The sequence below is a fragment of the Clostridium cochlearium genome (genome assembly GCF_900187165.1).
Lineage (GTDB): Bacteria > Bacillota > Clostridia > Clostridiales > Clostridiaceae > Clostridium_G > Clostridium_G cochlearium.
The window spans coordinates 1,348,182-1,363,514 of the sequence record NZ_LT906477.1 but is presented as its reverse complement, the minus strand read 5'-3'; the positions used below and the strand labels follow the sequence as shown (position 1 = coordinate 1,363,514).

The window sequence follows — 15,333 nt, the reverse complement described above, 5'->3', positions numbered from 1 at the left end:
GAATAGGAGAAGGTAGGAGGAAAATCTATATGAGGAAAATTAATTCTCAATTAAGTGTGGCAATTGTTTGTGCTATTCTAGGATTTATGTTAGCTTATCAATTCAAAATTATATTTAAACAGGAAAGCTTACCGGTTAATCCATACAATAGTTCTGATATAGTAAAAGAAATTGAACAGTACAAAAAAGAAAAAGAAAGACTAAATAATAAAATAAATGATTTACAAGGAAAAGTTACAGAATATGAGGAAGCAGCAGCAAACATAGATGATACTAATAAAAGCTTATTAAAAGAATTAGAAAAAACTCGTTTACTTACAGGAACTACGGATGTGGAAGGGCCAGGTATAACAATATATTTAGTGCCTAATTCGGGTATATTTGGGAATGTGGATATGAAGATAACAGATAGGCAATTAGTTTATTTAGTAAATGAATTAAAATTTGCAGGAGCAGAGGCCATATCTATAAATGACATAAGAATAACTGGAAGAACAGGTATTAGAATATCTGGAGATATGATATCTATAAATGGTGAAGATAGAGTATCACCTTCTAAAAGAATAACTATAAAAGCTATAGGAAATAAAACTAATTTAGAGGCTATTTTTAGTTTTCCAGAGGTTCTAGTAGATTTTAAAGGAGTATGTGATATTAAATATGAAGTTTCTGACAATATAAAAATTGAAAAATATAATAAAAGTTATAAATTTGAATATGCAAAACCAGTTAAAGAAAAACAAGAGTAGTTTTGGGAGGGATCTTAATTGATAGCATTTTTAGGACTAATAATAGGTATTATAATTGGTGCAGTTTGGAATGTGAATATTCCTGAAAAATTTTCTCCATATATGTCAGTAGCAATACTTGCTTGTTTAGATTCAGTATTTGGAGCTGTAAGGGCTACTATGTCAAAAAAATTTCAAGCAGATATATTTATATCAGGTTTTTTTGGTAATGCGGTATTAGCAGCAGCACTAGCTTATCTTGGAGATAAATTAGGAGTACCAATATACATTGCTGCGGTTATTGTTTTTGGAGGAAGAATATTTGATAACTTTGCTATTATAAGACGTTTATTAATAGAAAAAGCCAGAGAACGATAATGAGGTGAATATAAATGAGATATAATGAAGCTAATATATTTGTCTTCATAGCCTCTATAATAATAGGTGTATTGGTAGCATTAAATATTAGTTTTTCTAGGGAAGAAAAAAATATATTTTTAAATAGTAGAGATTATCAAAATGCATATATCTATCGAAATCAATTAATAAACGATATCAGTAATTTAAATGAAATTAAGGCAAATTATAATAGAAAGCTTTCAAAATATAATGCTAGTGAAGAAGATAAGAAAAAAATTATAGAAGAGGTAAAAAATGAACTACAAGAAAATAAAGTTAATGTAGGCCTTGTAGATATGGAGGGCCCTGGATTAAAAATAATTATGGAAGATGCCAGTAGAGAATTTAATGAAAATGATGATAACTACTTAGAGAGGCGTTTAAAAATAATACATAATACAGATATGATACAGGTGGTGAATGATCTCTTAAATGCGGGAGCAGAAGCTATATCTATAAATGGCCATAGAGTAATAAGCAGTAGTAGTATATTTTGTAATGGACTTTTTTTAAGAATAAATGGAGTTCAAATAGGAACACCTTTTTATATAAAAGTCATAGGCAATAAAGAAGCTATGAAAAATTATATTCTTTCAGATGAGAGCTATGTAAAATCTTTAATGCTTAGAGGAATAGAATTTGAAATAGAAGAAGAAGATAATTTAATAGTACCGGCCTTTTATGGTAAAACAGAAAATAAATATATAAAAACTATAAAAGATTAAAGTTTTGAAGGAATTTTAAGATTTATGAAGAATATTTAACTTAAGTGGAATTATAATTAAGAGGTGACCAAAATGTCGATTTCTGAAAATTTACATGATATTAGAAAAAAGTTAGGTAATAATGTAAATTTAGTAGCTGTATCAAAAACAAAACCCATAGAAGATATAGAAGAAGCTTACAATTTAGGAGTGAGGGACTTTGGAGAAAATAAAGTTCAGGAATTAGTAGAAAAAATAGAGAAATTTCCAAAAGAAGATGTGAAATGGCATCTTATAGGACATCTCCAAAGAAATAAAGTTAAATATATAGTAGGTAAAGTTTATTTAATACATTCTTTAGATAGCATTAGGCTGCTTAAGGAAATAGAGAAAAAATACAAAGAAGAAGATAAAGTAGCTAAGGTGCTTATACAAATAAACATAGGTGAAGATAAAAATAAATATGGAATAAGAGTAGAAGAAATAGAGAACATGATAAAAGCTTGTGAAGAATGTAGTAATGTAAAAGTTCAAGGTTTAATGACTATTTTGCCTATGGAAGATGATGAAAGTTGTAGAAGATATTTTAAACAAATGAAACAAATTTTTGATGATTTAAAAAGTAGAAGTTTTAAAAATATCGAAATGAAATATCTTTCTATGGGTATGTCCGGTGACTATGAAATAGCAGTAGAGGAAGGATCTAATATGGTAAGAATAGGTCAGGGCATATTTGGAAAAAGAGATTATAATAACTTATAAGGAGGAAAAATACTATGGCAGGAAAAGTTTTGAACAAAGTAATGGGATTTTTAGGGCTAGAAGATGAATATGAATACGAAGAATATTATGATGATGAAAATGAAGTTGAGGATTCTGATGAAGCTACAGAATTTGAACCAATAGTTCATTCTACAAAAAAACAGGGAAAAGTTGTAAGTATACATTCAACATCCACACCAAAGGTTTCAATTGTAAAACCTAAAACCTATGACGAGGTAGTAGACATTTGCGATGATTTAAAGGAAGGTAAAATTGTCATAGTAAATTCTATAGAATTAGATTGTAAGGTAGGTCAAAGATTAGTTGATTTCATAAGTGGAGCTACATATTCATTAAATGGAACCCTAGAAGAAATAGAAAAGGGAATATATATAGTATCACCTTCTAATGTAGAGGTGGATAGCGAATTAAAAAGTCAGTTATCAAATAAAGGAATGTTTAGTTGGAACAGATAGATAAAGGTTGGATGATGAAATGAGATTTACATTAATTAAAATATTTAGTATGCTTTTTAATATTATGGAAGCAGCAATTTTAATAGATATTGTGCTATCTTTTATTGGGAGGGGAATGCGTAATTCCTTTACAGAACTTATAAAAACTATAACAGAACCACTATTAGCTCCAGGTAGAAGAATACAGGAAATGATAATGCCTGGACTTATGATTGATTTTTCTCCAATTTTAGCCTTTTTCATAATATCAATTATGAGAAAAATAGTATATACATTATTGATATGGTAATAAATAAAAAGGAATTTATAGATAGGGTGGAATTTGAGGATAAAAATTTAATATCTAATGTATACGATAAAATAATGCTATGTAAGAAAATAAATAATGTAGTGTATACAGAGGAATTTTATCCTCCAAATGTATGGAATCCTATAGAAAATTTAGCTTCTCATCTACCAGTAAATATCTATAGTAGTGGAGTGTTTGAAGAGGCAGAGAGGCGAATGTTAGCATTTGCTCCAGATGAAGTTTGGTATTATCCTATAGATTTACTTAAGATAGAAAATGGATCAAAGTTTTTACCATTGCGTCACAAGGATTATATGGGTGGAATTATGAGTCTTGGAATTAAAAGACATAAACTAGGTGATTTTATACTAAAAGATGATGTTTGCTATGTAGCTGTATGTGATAGCTTAAGTGACTATATTATAAACAATTTAACATCTATTGGAAGAAATCCATGTACAGTAAGTAAATTAGATTTATTTACAGAAAAATTACCTGATTATGATTTTCAAGATATGAATGTAATAATTACTTCTTTAAGAATAGATTCTGTGGTGGCAGCACTTGCTAATTTGTCTAGAAGCAAGGGAGAAGAATTAATACAAAGTGGAAAGGTACTTTTGGATTATCTAATTGTAAAAGATAAAGCAAAAGTTGTAAAACCTAATAGCGTTATAACTATAAGAGGAATTGGAAAATTTAAATTTATATGTCATGTAGGTGAAACTAATAGAGGAAGAATAAAAGCAATATTTAAGAAATTTAGCTAATTGTGAGGTGATACCTATGAAAATAACAGCTATGGACATAACATCTAAAGAATTTAAAAAAGGCTTTAGAGGATATGATATAGATGAAGTAGATGAATTTCTAGATGAAATTGCAGAGGATTATGAAAATATATACAAAGAAAACTCCATATTGAAAGAAAAGATACATAATATGGAAGATAATTTGAATCACTACAGTAAAATGGAAGAAACTATTCAAAATACTCTTATATTAGCACAAAATGCAGCAGAACAATCTAAAAAGGCAGCTGAGAAAGAGGCAGAAATGATAATAAGAAATGCCAATGAAACAGCTAAGAGAATTTTAGATAAAGCACATAATGATGTTGTTAAGGTAAATGATGATTTTGAAAAAACTAAACAGGAATTTGTAATGTTTAGAAATAAGTTTAAAAATTTTATGCAATCTCAATTAGAAATGTTTGAAGACATGGAAAAGGACTTTATTAAAAATTATAATATTGGAAATACTATAAATGAAATAAAATTAGAGGAAATAAATATAGAGGCTAAAGATATTGAAAATGAAAATATAAAAGAGGGTCTTGAGGATTCTAATTTGGAAAAAGAAAAGGAAAATGAAATAGAAGAAGTAAAAAATTTCTTTGTAAAATAAAAATCTCGCTCACTTTTGAGTGAGATTTTTTTATAATATAATTAGAATAGATAGGAGGGGTATAATGAGGGAAATTGAAGTTGAAGGCCACAATGGATATAAAATATATATAGATACAAATTTAGATAAATTATATAAGGCTTTAGAAGATCATAAAATAAAATCTAATAGTGAAATGTTTTTAATTACTGATGATAAAGTTTATTCAATATATAAAGATAAAATAGAAATGCTAAAAAATATTTATAATATAAAAGAATTTTATTTTAAAAATGGTGAAAAAAATAAAACTTTTGAAACCCTTCAACAAATATATTCTTTCTTATTGAAAAATGATGCTAAAAGGAATAGTATTATAATTTCATTAGGTGGAGGAGTTGTAGGAGATTTAGTAGGTTTTGTAGCAGCTACTTATATGAGAGGAGTAAGGTATATAAATATTCCCACCACTCTTTTATCGCAAATAGACAGCTGTGTAGGTGGAAAAGTAGGGTATAATTATAATGGTATAAAAAATTTAATAGGAAGTTTTTATAATCCCGAATTTGTATTTATTGGTACCAATTTTTTAAAAACACTAGAACCTGAACAATTTAAGGATGGACTAGGAGAAGTTATTAAATATGGATTAATATTAGATGGAGAAATAATAAATTTTATGGAGGAAAATTATAAGGGGATTTTAGAAAAAGAAAGTGATAAACTACTTTATATAAGTAGAACTTGTTTAAAATTAAAAAAACAAGTTATAGAGTCAGATTACAAAGATTTAGGCTTTAGAAATGTCCTAAATTTTGGTCATACCATAGGTCATGCCATCGAAATGACTTCGAAAAATAAAATAACTCATGGTGAAGCCGTAGCTCTTGGAATACTTGTAGCATTAAAACTTTCAGAGTACAATTATAATCTAGATAAATCATTGTATTATAGGATAGAAAAATTGTATAATAAGTTAGGATTACCTACTAAGTATAAAGTTGACAATTATAATTTATTTATGTATGCTATTAATCATGATAAAAAAAATAAGAAGAATATCAGATTTGTTTTGTTAAAAGATTTAGAAAAACCTGAAGTGAAAATAGAGGTAAATAAAGAAACTATATTAAAGGCTATAGAAGAAAGCATTGATTAAAGGGAGGATATTATATGAAGATAGGAATTATTGGAGCCATGGATGAGGAAGTGGCACCTTTATTAGAGGAAATAAAGTTAAAGAAGAAATTAGTAAAGGCTCAAATGGAATTTAATGAGGGAATATTATGGGGAAAAGATGTAGTTGTAGTTAGAAGTGGAATAGGCAAGGTAAATGCAGCAGTTTGTGCTCAAATACTAGTAGATGATTTTGAAGTGGATGCCATTATTAATGTAGGAGTAGCAGGTGGTGTTGGAGAAGATGTATATCCTGGAGATGTGGTAATAGCAGATAGCTTAGTACAACATGACTGTGACTCTTCTATATTTGGAGAAAAACTAGGTCAAATTCCTAGAATGGATGTGTTTGACTTTAAATGTGATGAAACTTTAGTTAAAAAGGCAAAGAATGCTTGCAATAAAATGAATGAATGTAAATCATTTGTGGGAAGAATAGTTACAGGAGATCAATTTGTAGCAGATCCTGAAAAGATAAGATGGTTAAGCGAAGAATTTTCTGCCCTTGCATGTGAAATGGAGGGAGGAAGTATTGCTCAGGTGTGTCATTTAAACAGTATACCTTTTGTAGTTATAAGATCTGCATCTGATAATGCAAATAATGGTGCTCATATAGAATATGAAAAGTTTAAGCCTATTGCTGTTAAAAACTCTGTAAATATACTAAAGAATATGGTAGAAACTATGTAGGTGATAAAATAATGGAAAATCTATTAGTAGATTTAAAAACAGGAGATAAAATAAAAGTAAAAGTAGGAAATCTAGTTTTTGGAGAAGATGAAAAGATAATTATATCTGGTCCTTGTTCTGTAGAAGAGTTTGAAACCATGAGAAACATTGCTAAAATCTTAAAGGAAAAAGGGGTACATATGTTAAGAGGAGGGGCTTTTAAACCAAGAACCTCTCCTTATGATTTTCAAGGTTTAGGCTTTGAAGGCTTTAAAATATTAAAAGATATAAGAGAAGAATTTAATACGCCTGTAGTGTCTGAAGTATTGGATACTAGACATGTGGAAAAAGCCTTAGATTATATTGATATGATACAAATAGGTTCTAGAAATATGTACAATTATAGTTTATTAAAAGAAGTTGGAAAGACAAATAAACCAATTCTTTTAAAAAGAGGAATGAGTGCCACTTTAAAAGAATGGTTAAATGCAGCAGAATATATAATGGCAGAAGGAAATAACAATGTGGTACTTTGTGAAAGAGGCATTAGAACCTTTGAAAATTATACCCGAAATACTTTAGATTTAAACAGTGTTGCCATAATAAAGGAAAAATATAGATTACCTGTTATAGTAGATCCCAGCCATGGAACAGGTATTAGAAGTATAGTTCCTATTATGAGTATGGCAGCTATTGCAGCAGGAGCAGATGGTATTATGATAGAGAGTCATATTAATCCAGAAGAATCCATATCTGATTCAGATGAAACGGTATCCTTAGAGACTGTTGGAAATATAGTAGATAATATAAAAAAAGGAAGATTATTTTAATGCATAAGGAAGATAATTTTAACCAATGGGCCTTAATTATTTATGGACATAAATCAAAGGTTAAAAAAGGACCTATGAACTTCCAGGTGATAAATCTGTAGGTCATAGGTCCCTTTTAATTTTAGAATAAATTAAACCCTTAAAGACATAATAATTATAAAAGTCTTAAAAGAGAGGGGATAATTATGGATAAAGATAGGCTACAATATTTTAAAAATAGACTGTTAAAAGAGAAAAAAGAGATTATAGAAACAATGGATTTAATGAAAAAAGCAGATACTATAAATTCTAATGAAGAGTTTTCTCAAGAATTATCTTTCTATGATAACCATCCTTCTGATACGGCGTCAGAGCTATTTGATAAAGAGAGAGGATTAGCCTTTAAAGGAAATGAAATTAATATATTAAATAAAATAGAAACATCATTAGAAAGTATTAATGAAGGCAAATATGGAATTTGTAAAAACTGTGGTAAAAAAATAAATGAAGATAGGCTAGAATTTATTCCATATGCTGAAAATTGCATAGAATGTCAAAAGGAACTTAATTCTGCAGTAAATTTTAATAAAGATAAAAGAGGATTTCATCCTAAAAACAGATCAATAGAAGAGGAAGCATTACTTTCAAATTGGAGAAAATATGGAAATGATAGATACTCTTTTGATAGAGAGGAAGCTTATGAAAGTGTAAGCCGAGTGAACAAAAGAGATTATATGCAAGATGATCTTTTATTGGATGGAGATGAAGATGAAGAAGAGGGATTTGTAGAAAAAATAGAAAAAATAAGTAATCAACAATATAAAAATAGTATAGAGTAATTAATTAACATAGGGGGGTTTTTATGAATATTGTTATAATTGTATTAGGTATAATTTTGGATAGAGTAACCAAATTGTGGGCCATAAAAAGACTTTCTAAAGGAAGGGATATAGTAGTTATAAAAGATTTTTTTAGTTTTTCTTATTTAGAAAATAGAGGGGCAGCTTTTGGTATTTTTAAAGACAAACAGTTTTTTTTAATATCCATAACGGCAGTAGCTATTTTACTTATGATGTTTTATCTTTTTAGTAACAAGACTCATCCCAAAATATTAAAAATAAGTCTTTCTTTAATAATAAGTGGAGCCATTGGAAATTTAATAGATAGAATTAAATACAGATATGTAGTAGATTTTATATTTTTTCATTATAAAGATAAATATCATTTCCCTATTTTTAACATAGCAGATGTATTAGTAAGTTTAGGTACAATATTATTAATTATTTTCATTATAAAGGAAGATGGATATGAAGATAGCAGAATTTTTAGTTGAGGAAGAATTTGAAAATGTTAGATTAGATTTATTTATTGTAGAAAATTTAAAAGATAAATCTAGATCCTTTGTAAAAAAACTATCAGATGACAAAGGTTTATTGGTAAACGGTGAAGCAAAAAAAGTAAATTATAAGGTTAAATGTGGTGACAAGGTAAAGGTATTATTGCCAAAAGAAGAAGAATTTCATTTAGAAAAACAACATATGGATTTGGATATATTATATGAAGATAAAGATATAATAGTTGTAAATAAACCTCAGGGAATGGTTGTTCATCCTGCAGTTGGCAATACAAAAGGCACTTTGGTAAATGGGTTATTGGCCCATTGTGAGAGTTTATCAAATATAAATGGAGAAGAAAGACCAGGCATAGTACATAGAATAGATAAGGATACTTCAGGAATTTTAGTTGTAGCTAAAACAAATATAGCACATGAGCATTTAGCAAAACAGCTAAAAGATCATTCAATGCTTAGGGTATATATGGCATTAACAGAAGGTGTAATTAAAGAGGATTTAGGTACTATAAATAAAGCTTTGGGAAGAAATCCATCAGATAGAATAAAGTTTGCTGTAGTAGAGAATGGGAAAAGAGCTGTAACACATTATAATGTATTAAAAAGATATAATAATAATTCCCTAATTGAATGTAGGCTTGAAACGGGAAGAACTCATCAAATAAGGGTACATATGAGCTATATTGGACATCCTATTGTAGGAGATCCAGTATATGGATATAAGAGGCAAAAATTTAAATTACAAGGGCAAATGCTCCATGCTAAAAAATTAGGCTTTATTCATCCAATTAAGGGAGAATATATGGAATTTGACAGCGATCTACCAGAGTATTTTAAAAAAATACTAGAAATTTTAGAAAAACAGTTGAAATAATTGTAATAAAGTGATATTATAATGAAAAGTAAATCCTTTAAAGTGATCCAGAGAGGTCAGAAGGCGTTTTAAAAGAAAGCTATTATATTTATTTGCAGATAAAAGCGTCTTCCATAGGTAAGATGCTTTTTTTATGTTAATTTTATTCTTGGAGGTGAATCAATTGAAATTAAAAGCTTCTATATTAGATGATAAATCTATGAAAAGGGCTTTAGTTCGTATAGCACATGAAATAATAGAAAAAAATAAAGATGTAGAGGATTTAGTTATAGTAGGAATAAAAAGAAGAGGATACCCTCTTGCTAAAAGAATAGCTGAAAACATTCAAAAGATTGAAGGAAAATCCATACCAGTAGGCAGTGTAGATATAACCCTATATAGAGATGATTTAAGTAAAAAATATGATCAACCTAAAATTCAAGATGAAAATATAGCTGTGGATGTGGAAAATAAGAAAGTTATAATAGTTGATGATGTTATATATACAGGGAGAACAGTAAGAGCAGCTATAGATGCTATATTCCACAATGGAAGACCTAAAATGATACAATTAGCGGTAGTTGTGGATAGAGGACATAGGGAACTGCCAATAAGGGCAGATTATGTTGGCAAAAATATACCTACATCTAAAAATGAATTGGTTTCTGTAGAAGTAGAAGAACTTGACGGAGTAGATGCAGTTAAGATATTTGAGTAAACTTTTGTAACTCAATAAAGAGTTACTTTAGATATACTTTTAAATTAGTCCAGTGAGACTAAAAAAGGAGGAATTATTAATGAAAAATTATGTAGATATTGATGAAAAATTACCTATTTATAAGACCATACCTTTGAGTTTGCAACATTTATTTGCCATGGTAGGAGCTACTATTTTAGTGCCTATGTTAACAGGCATGAGTCCATCTATAGCATTGTTTTGTAGTGGTGTAGGAACTCTTTTATACATACTATGTACAAAGGCTAAATTACCAGCATATATAGGATCATCCTTTGCATTTATAGGACCTATGACTGTAGCATCTTCAGCTTATGGTACAAGTGCTATGTTATCTGGAGTAATTGCAGCGGGAGTTGTTTATGCACTAGTAGCATTAATAATAAGTTTTACAGGCACAGATTGGTTAAATAAATTGCTTCCACCAATAGTAGTAGGCTCTGTTGTAATAGTTATTGGATTAGGTCTAGCAGGTGTTGCAATAAACTGGGCAGGATTAAACACTGCATTTACAGTAGATTCTATGAGCCACGTTTCAAGGACAGCTTGGATAGCGGTATCCATGATAACTTTAGGAACTGGAGTTTTAGGAACTATGTATTTTAAAGGTTTCTTAGGAGTAATACCTATATTAATTGCCATGATTACAGGTTATGTATCTGCTTTAGTTTTAGGAGTAATACCACAAGAGGTTTTAAATAGAATAACACAGGCAACTTTCTTTCAACTACCAACTTTCACAAAACCAAGTTTTAATATAAATTCAGTAATACTTATGGCTCCAGTAGCTTTTGTAACTTTAGCTGAACATATAGGACATGTTTATGTAACTAATAATGTAGTTGGAAGAGATTTTACTAAAGATCCAGGCCTTCATAGATCAATACTTGGAGATGGTGTAGCTACAATATTTGCAGGCCTTGTAGGAGGACCTCCAAATACAACTTATGGTGAAAATGTAGGTGTTATGGCTATAACAAAGGTATATAGTGTATGGGTAATAGGAGGAGCTGCAATAATTGCTATAATGTTATCTTTCATAGGACCTGTGGCCACAATAATTGAAACTATGCCAATGCCAGTAATGGGAGGAGTAAGCATACTTCTATTTGGAATAATAGCTTCATCAGGATTTAGGGTTTTTGTAGAAGATAAAGTTGATTTTAGTAAAAAAAGAAATTTAGTTATAGCTTCAGTTATAATAGTTTTGGGAATAGGTGGAGCTTGTATAAAATTAAATCTAAATGGTTCAGAAATAGAAATTGCAGGAGTTGCACTAGCAACTTTAGCAGGAATAATACTAAACCTTATACTACCAGCTAAGAGTAGAACGGAAGAAGAGGAAATAGATCAGACAAAAGATAAAAAAAGTTTAGAAAAAGCTATTTAAAAAATCAGCCTTTAGGGGCTGATTTTTTTAGTGAATAACGAATAATGAATAATGAACAATTTAGGAGGATTTTCTTCCACTACATTACAGAAAATCTTATATTTTGTTTGTGAGCTCGTTTAGCTGAGCTAAACATCGCTTGTTTCAGAGGACATAGGACAATTGACATAGGACAGTGAAGGACACTTTTCTTCGTTACACTCAGAAAAGTTTTAATTTAATTTTATTTGTTAAAGATAGTTGTAGCATAAAAAACTCGTTCAGCAAAGCTGAACATCGAAGATATCTTAGATTTATCTAATATATAAAGGTTTAGTTTTAACTAAACCCAAAGATCTTATAAAATTAAAAACTTTTCGTAATGTTAATGGAGAAAAGATGTCCATAATTGTTCATTATTCACTGTTAGTTATTCATTAATTAAAGGTCAGGTAACTAATGTTACATAAATGTATACAGAAATAGTATATAATATGATTGTAAATAAGAAAAATAGGAGGAATAAAAAATGAGCTTGTTTTTAGGAAAAATACATTATTGGCTATTTGATAAAATTAAATGGTTTGAGAATTTAGAAGAGGTAATAATAAATTGGGCAGAGGAAAAAGATGATTTAAATTTGAAACAGTGGAGCAAGGAGATATATACAAAATATGATTATCCATTAGAAGAGAAACCTTTAGAGGAATTAATAGATACATCTAATATACATGGTTGGCTTCAAGATAGAATATCTAAAGCAGAGGGAAGACAGGCAGCTTGGGTAACAAAAATACTAGAAGTTAATCCAGAATATATAGAAGATTTAAAGGAAGTATTTAAAAAAGAAGGATGGAAAATGGCAGAGGAGTGCAGAAAGAGCATTAAGGTAGATACTCCTAATGAAATGTTTAATACTTTAAATAATTTTATACTAGAAGGTATGCCTTGTGACAGAGTAAATGAGGAAGTAGAAAACACTGAAACAAATTATGTATGGAGAAGTAGAATTTGTTTGCATACACCTTATTGGCAAGAGGAAAATGGAGATGTAGAGAATTTTTATACTTTAAGAAATCAATGGGTTAAAGCTTTTGTAGAAAAATTAAATAATGGATTTAAATATGATAGTTTCATAGTGGAGGGAAAAAGAAATTATAAAATAGAGGTGATATAAATGGAAGCTATAGAATTAATGATGGAAGAACATAAAAATATAAAAAGAATGCTAAAAGTTGTTAGGGCATATTCTTACAAAGTGTTAAAAGGCGAAGAAGTGGATTATAATGATTTTTATAAAATGATAGATTTTATTAGAAATTATGCAGATAAACATCATCATTGTAAAGAAGAAGATGTTTTATTTGAGATAATTGATAGACAATTTAATATGAAAAATGGTCCTATAATGGGAATGTTAATAGAACATGATCAAGGAAGACTTTTTATACGCAACCTAGAAAATGCACTAAAAGAATTAGAAAGTGGGAATGAAGAAAGTAAACTAGATATAATAGCTAACGCTGTAAGTTATGCAGATTTGTTAAATAGGCATATAGACAAAGAAGACAGTACTATATACATGTTTGCTAATAGATCCTTATCTAAAGAAAATAAAGAGGAATTAAATAAGATATCCTTTGAATTAGAAGAGAAATCAAAAGAAAGTGGAATCCAGAATAAATATTTAAATATATTAGAAGAATTAGAAAAAAACATATAAAAAACAGACTATTAATGATATGATACTTCCAAAGTAGACAGTCTAATTAATTAAAATTAGATTATCTACTTGGAGGTATTTTTTATGTGTTAAATTAATTATGAAAGCTTTTCTAAAGAAGGTTTTTCTGGGGTTATAAATATGGTTTTGTTTTTTTCATATATAACCATACCAGGTTTTGCTCCATTTGGTTTATGAACATTTTTAACTTCTGTATAATCTACAGGAACTTTAGAGGAGTCCCTTCCTTTACTATAGTAGGCTGCTAAATTAGCAGCTTCATTTAAGGTCTTTTCTGTAAAATCTCCTAGGGTTTTTAAGATTACATGAGAACCTGGAATATCCTTAGTATGAAACCATAAATCCCTTTTATCAGCAAATTTTAAAGTCAAATAGTCATTTTCAATGTTGTTTTTGCCTACATATATATGAATTCCTTCTGAAGATATAAAATGCATTGGTTTGCTTTTAGTTTCTTTTTTTCTCACATTTTTTTTGAATTTTAAATAGTGGGCATCCATTAATTCTTTTTTTATTTCTTCAATACTAGCATAATCTTCTGTATTCTTTATATTAGTTAAAACAGAATTTAAATATAGTATTTCATCTTCTGTAATTTTAATTTGCTCTAGGGAATATTCCTTAGATTTTTTTAATTTTGAATACCTTTTAAAGTAATTTTGAATATTAGCAGAAGGTGTTTTTGTTGGATCTAATTTTATATTTATAATTTCAGAATCCTCGCTATAATAATTTACAACGTCTATTGATTCATCCCCTTGTTTTATGTTATATATATTAGCAGTAAGGAGTTCACCATAAATTCTGTATTTATATGCTTTTTTACATTTTTCAAGATTATCTTTAAGCAGTTCCATTTTTTTATGGCAACGTTCTAAATTGTTATTTACAAGTTTTAGAAGGCTAGAACTTTTATTATTTAATCTATCACTTTTATCTTTTTCACTATAATAATATTCTAAAGTTTTAGAAGGAGAGGAAAAATATTTTTTGTTATCTTCCTCTAAACTAGGTAAATTTATAGGAAAAAAGTCTTTTAAATTATTATCTTCTAAAGTAATAAAAAAGAAAAATCTTTATTATTTACCTTATTAAAAAACAATTCTATTTCTTTGTATATGTTTTTTAAATTTTCTAAGGATAGTTCAGTATTGAGAGAATTAATTATTTCTTTAGAAAGTTGATTGCTTACACCCATAAAAACTTTAGATATAAAAGTATTATTTAATTTTATATTATTTTCTAAAATAAACTTTTCAAAATTTTCATAAGTATAATTTAAAGGGTTTAATTTATTAGATTCAGGAGGAAGAATAAATTTAAGTCCTGGAAGTAAGGTCCTTATACTATTTATTTCAGGGGTTATGTGTTTTATGCTATCTAAAATAATATAGTTATTTTTTTCTACAAGAGATATATTGCTATGTCGTCCCATTATTTCTATAATAAGAGTGTAGGTTTTTTCAAAACCTAATTCATCTTTACCTTGGAAATCTATAAAAACCACTCTATCTAATTGGAGCTGATATATTGATGTTATTTTAGAATTACTTAAATATTTTCTTAGAACCATACAAAACATAGGAGGTTTCATTGGATTTTTTTTGTTTATGTCTGTAAGATGTATTCTAGGATAAACTGAACTTGCACTTATAAGTAATTTATATGAATCTTTATCTTTTTTTAAAGAAAAAATAATTTCATCTTTTTCAGGTTGATTGATCTTGGAAATTTTACTATTTAATATTGTATTTTTTAATTCTTCTAAGGTAGTGTATAAAAAAATTCCATCTAAAGCCAAAAGTATCATCCTTTCAAAATAATATATATTATTTAGTATATCATAGAAACTTACTTAGTGAAAAACTTTAAGTTAATGAAC

Annotated in this window: 18 protein-coding genes and 1 pseudogene; 18 read left to right on the top strand and 1 reads right to left on the bottom strand. The window is 28.2% G+C overall.

The genetic code is table 11. The features are described from left to right. Positions 1-29: 29 nt before the first annotated feature. The 18 genes from CKV72_RS06735 to CKV72_RS06650 all read left to right on the top strand — a co-directional run bounded on the left by CKV72_RS06735 (position 30) and on the right by CKV72_RS06650 (position 13,430). Positions 30-749 carry a DUF881 domain-containing protein gene (locus CKV72_RS06735; protein WP_089864868.1) on the top strand — a complete coding sequence of 240 codons (720 nt, stop codon included), beginning with the start codon at positions 30-32 and terminating at the stop codon, positions 747-749. 18 nt (positions 750-767) lie between these two features. Continuing rightward, on the top strand, positions 768-1,106 hold the full coding sequence (locus CKV72_RS06730) for a small basic family protein (protein WP_089864871.1): 339 nt from the start codon (positions 768-770) through the stop codon (positions 1,104-1,106). A gap of 14 nt (positions 1,107-1,120) precedes the next feature. Next, entirely contained in the window at positions 1,121-1,852 is a 732-nt protein-coding gene (locus CKV72_RS06725) for a DUF881 domain-containing protein (RefSeq protein ID WP_095177826.1), read from the top strand. Between the two features lie 72 nt (positions 1,853-1,924). Continuing rightward, positions 1,925-2,593: a YggS family pyridoxal phosphate-dependent enzyme gene (locus CKV72_RS06720; RefSeq protein ID WP_095177825.1), complete on the top strand. Its 669-nt coding sequence runs from the start codon at positions 1,925-1,927 to the stop codon at positions 2,591-2,593. A gap of 14 nt (positions 2,594-2,607) precedes the next feature. Next, positions 2,608-3,069: a cell division protein SepF gene (locus CKV72_RS06715; RefSeq protein WP_089864880.1), complete on the top strand. Its 462-nt coding sequence runs from the start codon at positions 2,608-2,610 to the stop codon at positions 3,067-3,069. A 19-nt stretch (positions 3,070-3,088) separates the two neighbouring features. Beyond that, positions 3,089-3,358: a YggT family protein gene (locus tag CKV72_RS06710; protein WP_089864882.1), complete on the top strand. Its 270-nt coding sequence runs from the start codon at positions 3,089-3,091 to the stop codon at positions 3,356-3,358. Next, a complete protein-coding gene (locus tag CKV72_RS06705) occupies positions 3,352-4,128 on the top strand; it encodes a YlmH family RNA-binding protein (RefSeq protein ID WP_095177824.1) in 777 nt (258 codons plus the stop codon). Before CKV72_RS06710 ends, CKV72_RS06705 begins: the two co-directional genes overlap by 7 nt. A gap of 16 nt (positions 4,129-4,144) precedes the next feature. Further along, positions 4,145-4,765, top strand: a complete 621-nt coding sequence (locus CKV72_RS06700; RefSeq protein ID WP_089864885.1) for a DivIVA domain-containing protein — start codon at positions 4,145-4,147, stop codon at positions 4,763-4,765. A 64-nt stretch (positions 4,766-4,829) separates the two neighbouring features. Further along, on the top strand, positions 4,830-5,903 hold the full coding sequence (gene aroB / locus CKV72_RS06695; protein WP_089864888.1) for a 3-dehydroquinate synthase: 1,074 nt from the start codon (positions 4,830-4,832) through the stop codon (positions 5,901-5,903). Between the two features lie 14 nt (positions 5,904-5,917). Further along, on the top strand, positions 5,918-6,610 hold the full coding sequence (locus CKV72_RS06690) for a 5'-methylthioadenosine/adenosylhomocysteine nucleosidase (RefSeq protein ID WP_089864891.1): 693 nt from the start codon (positions 5,918-5,920) through the stop codon (positions 6,608-6,610). Between the two features lie 11 nt (positions 6,611-6,621). After that, positions 6,622-7,419, top strand: coding sequence for a 3-deoxy-7-phosphoheptulonate synthase (aroF, locus tag CKV72_RS06685; RefSeq protein ID WP_089864894.1), 798 nt, complete (start codon positions 6,622-6,624; stop codon positions 7,417-7,419). Positions 7,420-7,604: 185 nt separating this feature from the next. Further along, positions 7,605-8,237: a TraR/DksA C4-type zinc finger protein gene (locus tag CKV72_RS06680; protein WP_089864897.1), complete on the top strand. Its 633-nt coding sequence runs from the start codon at positions 7,605-7,607 to the stop codon at positions 8,235-8,237. A 23-nt stretch (positions 8,238-8,260) separates the two neighbouring features. Then, entirely contained in the window at positions 8,261-8,731 is a 471-nt protein-coding gene (lspA, locus tag CKV72_RS06675) for a signal peptidase II (RefSeq protein ID WP_089864900.1), read from the top strand. Next, entirely contained in the window at positions 8,706-9,623 is a 918-nt protein-coding gene (locus tag CKV72_RS06670; protein ID WP_169712353.1) for an RluA family pseudouridine synthase, read from the top strand. The genes lspA and CKV72_RS06670 overlap by 26 nt, the downstream gene beginning before the upstream one ends. Before the next feature lie 163 nt (positions 9,624-9,786). Further along, on the top strand, positions 9,787-10,320 hold the full coding sequence (gene pyrR / locus CKV72_RS06665; RefSeq protein WP_095177822.1) for a bifunctional pyr operon transcriptional regulator/uracil phosphoribosyltransferase PyrR: 534 nt from the start codon (positions 9,787-9,789) through the stop codon (positions 10,318-10,320). A 79-nt stretch (positions 10,321-10,399) separates the two neighbouring features. Next, entirely contained in the window at positions 10,400-11,728 is a 1,329-nt protein-coding gene (gene uraA / locus CKV72_RS06660; RefSeq protein WP_089864909.1) for a uracil permease, read from the top strand. A 508-nt stretch (positions 11,729-12,236) separates the two neighbouring features. Beyond that, positions 12,237-12,884, top strand: coding sequence for a hypothetical protein (locus CKV72_RS06655; protein WP_095177821.1), 648 nt, complete (start codon positions 12,237-12,239; stop codon positions 12,882-12,884). Further along, positions 12,885-13,430, top strand: a complete 546-nt coding sequence (locus CKV72_RS06650) for a hemerythrin domain-containing protein (RefSeq protein WP_089864918.1) — start codon at positions 12,885-12,887, stop codon at positions 13,428-13,430. Between the two features lie 98 nt (positions 13,431-13,528). On the opposite strand, the pseudogene CKV72_RS06645 reads toward CKV72_RS06650, so the two are convergent. Then, positions 13,529-15,252, bottom strand: a pseudogene (locus CKV72_RS06645) (Rqc2 family fibronectin-binding protein). Positions 15,253-15,333: the final 81 nt, after the last annotated feature.

Coding starts and splice junctions, on each gene's coding strand:
- CKV72_RS06735 (WP_089864868.1), top strand. CDS start 30: ATGAGGAAAATTAATTCTCAATTAAGTGTGGCAATTGTTTGTGCTATT.
- CKV72_RS06725 (WP_095177826.1), top strand. CDS start 1,121: ATGAGATATAATGAAGCTAATATATTTGTCTTCATAGCCTCTATAATA.
- CKV72_RS06720 (WP_095177825.1), top strand. CDS start 1,925: ATGTCGATTTCTGAAAATTTACATGATATTAGAAAAAAGTTAGGTAAT.
- CKV72_RS06715 (WP_089864880.1), top strand. CDS start 2,608: ATGGCAGGAAAAGTTTTGAACAAAGTAATGGGATTTTTAGGGCTAGAA.
- CKV72_RS06710 (WP_089864882.1), top strand. CDS start 3,089: ATGAGATTTACATTAATTAAAATATTTAGTATGCTTTTTAATATTATG.
- CKV72_RS06705 (WP_095177824.1), top strand. CDS start 3,352: ATGGTAATAAATAAAAAGGAATTTATAGATAGGGTGGAATTTGAGGAT.
- CKV72_RS06700 (WP_089864885.1), top strand. CDS start 4,145: ATGAAAATAACAGCTATGGACATAACATCTAAAGAATTTAAAAAAGGC.
- aroB (WP_089864888.1), top strand. CDS start 4,830: ATGAGGGAAATTGAAGTTGAAGGCCACAATGGATATAAAATATATATA.
- CKV72_RS06690 (WP_089864891.1), top strand. CDS start 5,918: ATGAAGATAGGAATTATTGGAGCCATGGATGAGGAAGTGGCACCTTTA.
- aroF (WP_089864894.1), top strand. CDS start 6,622: ATGGAAAATCTATTAGTAGATTTAAAAACAGGAGATAAAATAAAAGTA.
- CKV72_RS06680 (WP_089864897.1), top strand. CDS start 7,605: ATGGATAAAGATAGGCTACAATATTTTAAAAATAGACTGTTAAAAGAG.
- lspA (WP_089864900.1), top strand. CDS start 8,261: ATGAATATTGTTATAATTGTATTAGGTATAATTTTGGATAGAGTAACC.
- CKV72_RS06670 (WP_169712353.1), top strand. CDS start 8,706: ATGAAGATAGCAGAATTTTTAGTTGAGGAAGAATTTGAAAATGTTAGA.
- uraA (WP_089864909.1), top strand. CDS start 10,400: ATGAAAAATTATGTAGATATTGATGAAAAATTACCTATTTATAAGACC.
- CKV72_RS06655 (WP_095177821.1), top strand. CDS start 12,237: ATGAGCTTGTTTTTAGGAAAAATACATTATTGGCTATTTGATAAAATT.
- CKV72_RS06650 (WP_089864918.1), top strand. CDS start 12,885: ATGGAAGCTATAGAATTAATGATGGAAGAACATAAAAATATAAAAAGA.